At 72.7% G+C, this 6217-nt stretch carries 5 protein-coding genes and 1 pseudogene; all 6 read right to left on the reverse strand.

The genetic code is table 11. The features are described from left to right. A pseudogene (locus IFT36_RS16250) lies at positions 1-193 on the reverse strand (M23 family peptidase); the annotation flags it as partial. 179 nt (positions 194-372) lie between these two features. After that, a complete protein-coding gene (locus IFT36_RS14615; protein WP_123571267.1) occupies positions 373-777 on the reverse strand; it encodes a DUF4190 domain-containing protein in 405 nt (134 codons plus the stop codon). A 118-nt stretch (positions 778-895) separates the two neighbouring features. Then, entirely contained in the window at positions 896-1933 is a 1038-nt protein-coding gene (tsaD, locus tag IFT36_RS16255) for a tRNA (adenosine(37)-N6)-threonylcarbamoyltransferase complex transferase subunit TsaD (protein ID WP_173154850.1), read from the reverse strand. A gap of 68 nt (positions 1934-2001) precedes the next feature. After that, a complete protein-coding gene (gene rimI / locus IFT36_RS16630) occupies positions 2002-2535 on the reverse strand; it encodes a ribosomal protein S18-alanine N-acetyltransferase (protein WP_173153387.1) in 534 nt (177 codons plus the stop codon). 2 nt (positions 2536-2537) lie between these two features. Next, positions 2538-3212, reverse strand: a complete 675-nt coding sequence (gene tsaB, locus IFT36_RS14630; RefSeq protein WP_200413506.1) for a tRNA (adenosine(37)-N6)-threonylcarbamoyltransferase complex dimerization subunit type 1 TsaB — start codon at positions 3210-3212, stop codon at positions 2538-2540. A gap of 120 nt (positions 3213-3332) precedes the next feature. Continuing rightward, positions 3333-5825: a right-handed parallel beta-helix repeat-containing protein gene (locus IFT36_RS14635; RefSeq protein ID WP_200413507.1), complete on the reverse strand. Its 2493-nt coding sequence runs from the start codon at positions 5823-5825 to the stop codon at positions 3333-3335. Positions 5826-6217 lie beyond the last annotated feature (392 nt).

Consider the following 6217-nt stretch of genomic DNA (forward strand, 5'->3'; position numbering starts at 1 on the left):
GCGGCTGGGACGACGGCTGCTGGGACGCGGCTCCCGGGAAGGCGGTGGGAGGCAGCGGCGGTGAGGCGGTGGCCGCGTCGCCACCCTCGGTCGGGCGCGTCGGGGGCGCGGTGGGTGCCGCGGGCGGCGTCGGAGCCGAGGGCGCGGTCGGCGCCGAGGACGGCTTCTCGGGGGTGGTGTCGTCGGTGGCCATCAGCTGCCTTTCGCGAGCGGTGCGTCGGTCGTGCCATCGGGGCGGCCGGTCACACCCGTGACGGTCGCGTCCCGGGACACGAAAGGGCCCGCACCGTCCGGTGCGGACCCCGTCATGCTAGCGAGGCCGCCGATGAGCGGCCCCTGGGAGGCAACGCCCTCGGGGGCGTGCCCGCGGCCTCAGGAGTTGTAGCTGCCGTCGTAGAGGTCGGGGTTGCTGGCGATCGCACCGAAGACGACGAAGAGCAGGATGATCGTCAGGATCGTCAGCGCCACGACGACGTAGCCGAGGATGAGCCCCGTCAGGGCCATCCCCCGGCCCTCTTCGCCCCGCTTCTTGATCTGGCTCAACGCCATGTGGCCGGTCACGATGGCACCGATGGCCGTGATCGAGGTCACGAAGCCCGCGATGCCGAGGATCATCGACACGAGGGCGAGGGTGTTGCGCTGACCGGGACGAGCGCCGTTCTGCCCCTGGTAAGAGGGCTGACCACCGGAGGGCTGCCCCGGGTAGGCCGGCTGCTGGCCCTGGTAGGGATTCTGCGGAGAGGGCTGGCCGTGGGGGGCGGGGTTCTGGTCGGTCATCGGAGACGTCCTTCTGCTGAGGGTCGGCCGGTGACGGCCGCGGTCGGTCGAGCGCCCATGCTATCGGCGGCCCATGGCCTGTGACCGGGGGCGGGTCGCCCGGGCCGCGCCGAAGGGTTCAGACGGCCTGGACCGTCGTCACGGGCAGCGTCGAGTCGGCCCCGAAGTCGAGAGGCGAGGGCGCTCGACCCCGCGACACGAGCTCGGCACCGAGTGCCGCGATCATGGCGCCGTTGTCGGTGCAGAGCGAGAGGGGCGGCACGCGCAGCTCGACCCCGGCCGCCGCGCAGCGTTCGGCCGCGAGCTCGCGCACGCGGGCGTTGGCGACGACTCCCCCGCCGAGCAGCAGGCGGGGGACGCCCCGATCGGCGCAGGCCGCGAGGGCCTTGGTGAGCAGGACGTCGGCGACGGCCTCGCGGAAGCTGGCGGCGACGTCGGCGACGGGCACCGCGCCTCCTTCGCTGCGACGCTGTTCGACCCACCGGGCGACGGCCGTCTTCAGCCCCGAGAACGAGAAGTCGTACCGGTGCTTCGCGAGATCCTTCGGGAGGGTCAGCCCGCGCGGGAAGCGGACGGCCCTCGGATCGCCGCCTTCGGCGACGCGGTCGATCTGCGGCCCGCCGGGGTAGGGCAGGCCGAGCAGGCGGGCCACCTTGTCGAACGCTTCACCCGCGGCGTCGTCGATCGTCTCGCCGAGCAGTTCGACGTCGTCGACGAGGTCGCGCACGTGCAACAACGAGGTGTGACCGCCCGAGACGAGCAGCGCGATGGTCGGCAACTCGAGTTCGCTGCCGTCGGCGCGGAGCACGTCCGCCCCGACGTGGCCGACGAGGTGGTTCACGGCGTAGAGGGGCTTGCCCGTCGCCAGGGCGAGGGCCTTGGCGGCACCGACGCCGACCATGAGCGCCCCGGCGAGCCCGGGTCCGCTCGTCACGGCGATCGCGTCGAGCTCGGCCGTCGTCACGCCGGCCTCGGCGAGCGCCGCGGCGAGGGCGGGCTCGAGCGCCTCGAGGTGTGCGCGCGCGGCGACCTCGGGCACGACGCCGCCGTAGCGGGCGTGCTCGTCCATCGACGACGAGATGACGTTGGCGAGGAGGGTGCGTCCGCGGACGATGCCGATGCCGGTCTCGTCGCAGCTGGTCTCGATGCCGAGCACGAGGGGCTCGCGGACGGCGGGCTCGGCGGCCGCCTGCTCGGCGGCGGACGAGGAGGCGCGGGTCGCGGTCACGGGCGGACGTCCTGTTCGTCGAGGGGCACGTCGTCGATCGGCTCGAGGGGGCCCGCGGTGGTCTCGGTGACGGCCGGCGGGACGCGCAGTCGCATGACGACGGCGTCGACCCCGTCGGGCATGTAGTACCGGGCACGGACGGCGATGCGCTCGAAGCCGAGCGTCTCGTAGAGGTGCTGCGCCCCGGGGTTGTCGGCCCGCACCTCGAGGAACACCTCGCGCACCCCGCCGTGACGGGCCTCGGTGAGCAGCTGGGTCAGCATCGCCCGTCCGAGCCCACGCCCCTGGTGCTCGGCGAGGACGGCGATGGTCTGGATGTCGGCCTCGGGAGCCCCTTTGAGCGCCAGCATGCCCGCGTAACCGATGACGGTGGTGTCGTCGCCCTCGGCCGTGGCGACCAGGTAGCGACCGCCGGGGGCGGTGAGCTCGTGCGTCATGCTCGCCCGCGACCAGGCGTCGGTGAGGAACGTCGACGTCTCGATGGCCATGATGCCGTCGAGGTCGTCGAGGGTGGCCGTGCGCAGCAGCACGCTCACTGCGTGACCGGCTTCGGGCCGGCCGACGGGGTGACGTCGGGTTCGCGCAGGTACAGCGGCTCGGCGGCGGCGAAGGCGCGGCCGTGCTCGAAGAGCCGCTCGGCGAGCATTCCCAGCGCGGCCGCCGAGACCGTCGTCGCGTCGGGGTCGGTGCGCGGCCAGGACGAGGAGGCGCCGGTCGCCTCGTCGAGGTCGGCCGGCCTCACGAGGGCGGGGCCGGCCACCAGCACGGGCAGGCCGTCGTCGTCGAGCCCCGACCACGAGCTGTGTGCCACCTCGCGGCGACGGGCGTCCGTGACGACGACGAGCGGCGAGTCGACGGACCCGCCGGCGGTGCCGACGGAACGGCCCGCCGCCGCCGAGAGTCGTTCGAACGCGACGGCGTCGTGGCTGCCGACCGAGAGGCACGGCACCCCGGCACCGAAGGCGAAGGCCCGGGCGGCGGCGATGCCGACGCGCAGGCCGGTGAAGGGGCCCGGGCCCCGACCGGCCACCACGGCCGAGAGCTCGGACGGGGTCACGCCTGCGTCGCGCAGGGCGTCGTCGATCAGACGGCCGATCACCTCGGCGTGTCGCCGGGTGTCGGCGACCGTGTGCTCGGCCAGGACGCCGCCGTCGCGGTCGACGACGGCGACGGACGAGCCGGCGGAGGTGTCGATGGCCAGGATCACGGGGTCAATCGTAGGCGGTGTCGACGAGGCGACCCGCGCCTCCTCGACCGGTCGCCCGATCGACCCCGGACCGGACGCGACGACGCCCGGCACCACGAGGTGCCGGGCGTCGTCGGTCGATCAGAAGGCGCCGATGCGGCGGGCGGTCCCGGGTTGCCCGAGGAGCGCCGCGACGTCCGCCGGCAGGGTGGACACGATGCCGAGCGACGAGGCGAGCAGGCTGCCCATGCCGCCGAGGTCGAGCACCCCGGACGTCTCGACGTTGCGCCACGATCCGTTCTTGGCCGACAGGGCGGCGACCGAGTCGAGACGGGTCACGGTCTTGTTGTCCCCGGCCCCCCAGCCGACGAGCGTCGCCTGCGCCGTGGTGCGTCGCTGGTTGAAGGCGTTGCCCGTCACCGTGATGCCCATGGAGTCGGCCGACCGGTTCGTCTTGCCGTCGAGGACGAAGATCTGGTACGAACCACCACTGCCGAAGGCGTTGTTGGCGATGGTGATCTTGCCCGTGACCCAGGTCACCGTCGGGTCGGGCAACGGACGGCGACGGTCCTGGCCGGTGGAGGCCGTGGCCTGCCGACGTTCGTCCTGCGTGACCTTGATGCCGAACTGGCTGAAGCCGCCGATCGAGTTGTTGTAGACGCGGACGTCGTCGGTGTTGAAGATCTGCAGTCCGGCCTTGCCGCCCGTGATGGTGTTGCCGGCGACGACGGCCTTGCTCGAGAGCTCGAGCTGGATGCCCGTCCACTCGTTGCCCTCGGCCGTGTTGCCGATGACCTTGCTGTCGTAGACGGACTCGTCGAGCCAGAGACCCGAGCTGTAGTTGCGGCTGATGTCGTTGTTCGACACGGTGACGCCGCGTGATCGCGTGATCTTGATGCCGCCCGAGACCGGCGCCTCCTTGAAGCGCTGCCAGTTGTTCTGACGGATCACCGAGTCGGTGATGCTCAGGTCGTACGAGGCGTTGGTGCCGATGCCGAGCAGGCCGCTGCGCTCGACCGTCAGCTTCGACAGGGTGCCACCGTTGTTCTCGAGGTTGATGCCGATCATGGCGTTGTCCTGGATCACGAGGTTCTCGGCCGTCGCCCCGGTGTTGCCCAGGCGGATGGCGCCTCGCTCGGCGTAGGGAGTCGCGTATCCCCGGACGCCGAAGCCACGAACCGTCGTGTCGGGCGACTGCACCCAGATGGCCTGGGGCTTGTTGCTGATGCGGATCGAGTGACCGGCCGGGTCGCTGCCGATCAGCATGCGGCCGGAGCCCGGGTCGGCCGCGAAGGTGCCCGGGACGAGACGGTCGGGCGTCACCTGGGTGAGCTGCACCCCGTCGAGGAAGACCTGGTCGGGACGCGCGGCGAGCGGGAAGGACGGCGACACGAAGCGGGGGTTGTCCGCCACGTTGTCCATGACCGACGACGGGAACGCCGACCACGGGGTGCTCCACCCCGAACCCGACCGCGACCACGACGTGACCGGGACGGAGCCGTCGAGCCAGACGGCCTCGCGGGGGTAGGACTGGATCGTGACCTTCTTCTGGAAGGGCACGACGACGCTCTCGTTGTAGGTGCCGGCACGGAGGACGATCGTCGCCCCGGACTTCGCCTTGGCGACGGCTGCCGCGAGGGTGCGCAGCGGCGCCGCCTGCGTTCCGGCCGCGCCGTCGTCGCCCGACGGCGACACGACGATCGCGCCCGAGGGAACGGGGTAGGAGGCCGAGCCGACCGGGAGCGAACCCCGCGAGCCGACGGGAGCGACCTCGGGCGCGGGTGCCGGAGCAGGTGCAGGAGCAGGTGCAGGAGCAGGCGTCGGCGTCGGCGTCGGCGTCGGCGTCGGCGTGGGCGCCGGCGTGGCGTCCGACGGGCTGCCGATGACGACGAGGTCGTCGAACGACGTGCTCGAGCGGGCCGTGTTGCCGGCGCTGGCGTACTGCCAGAGGCCCACGGACCCGCCCTGCGAGACACGGTCCGCCGCGGAGTCCGAGACGGCGAGCTGCCAACCCGGCTCGGCGGAACCGTCGACCCAGGCCTTGCCCTTGAGGGCGACGGCGGTCGTGCCCTCGGCCCGGAACGAGACGGCCAGGGTCGAACCCGGAGTCACGCTGGCGGGAAGGGCGACGCGGCCGAGCAGGGTCTCGCCGGACTTCTTCACCTTGGTCACCGCGAGGGCCACCTTGCCCGAGCTGCCCGACTCCAGTCGGCCTCGGTAGGCGGAGCCGTCACCTTGGCGACGGAGCTCCCAGCCCTGGTAGAAGCCGGCCTTGGTCTTCGGCAGGGAGACCGTGCCCTCGACCTCGACGTCCTTGACCGACACGCTCGCGAGGGTCGCCGTCGCGGTCGAGCCGGGAGCGAGGTTCGAGATGGTGGAGGTGCCGGACCCGACCGTGAAGGACGCCTTCGACGGACCGGACCAGGTCGACCAGGCCCCTCCCTTGTCGGCGGACCCCCAGCCGGTGGTCGACGTGCGCGCCGACGAGTCGGTGGCGACCGTGGTCGGGGCCGCGGAGGCGCTGGTGACCGGGACGAGGACCCCGGCCACGACGGCGAGGGCCGTCGCCAGGGCACCCACGGCGGTGCGGACGCGGACGGGCGGAGAGAGGCGGTGCTCGGGGGCGCTGGGCATCGTCACTGCTTTCATCAAGGGAAGGTGTGGGCGATCCCGCGACATGCCTCGGGGACGGAGGCTCGTGCGAGAGGAAGAACACCACGCCGTGCCCCCAGGACGGGGGCTTGCGCGGGATGGATCTGAGGGGACGGAATCTCACCCGGTCAGGACAAGAGGTGATCTTGTTACATTCACGCGTACTCCGCAAGGGGGCGTCAGCCCCCAACAAGGTGGCTCCCCCTCGGGTGTCGGCACTGTGGGGGACACCAGGACGGGGGTCGTCGAGGTCGCGGGCGTCGCCTAGAGTTCGTCCCATGACGCTGCTCCGAGCCGCCCCGTCGGCGCCGGCGGCCGGCCGTCCCGAGCGGTCCCGCGCCTCCCCCGGCGACGCGCGCGCCTGGGTCCGGGCG

It is taken from the genome of Frigoribacterium sp. CFBP 13605 (assembly GCF_014839405.1).
Taxonomy (GTDB): domain Bacteria; phylum Actinomycetota; class Actinomycetes; order Actinomycetales; family Microbacteriaceae; genus Frigoribacterium.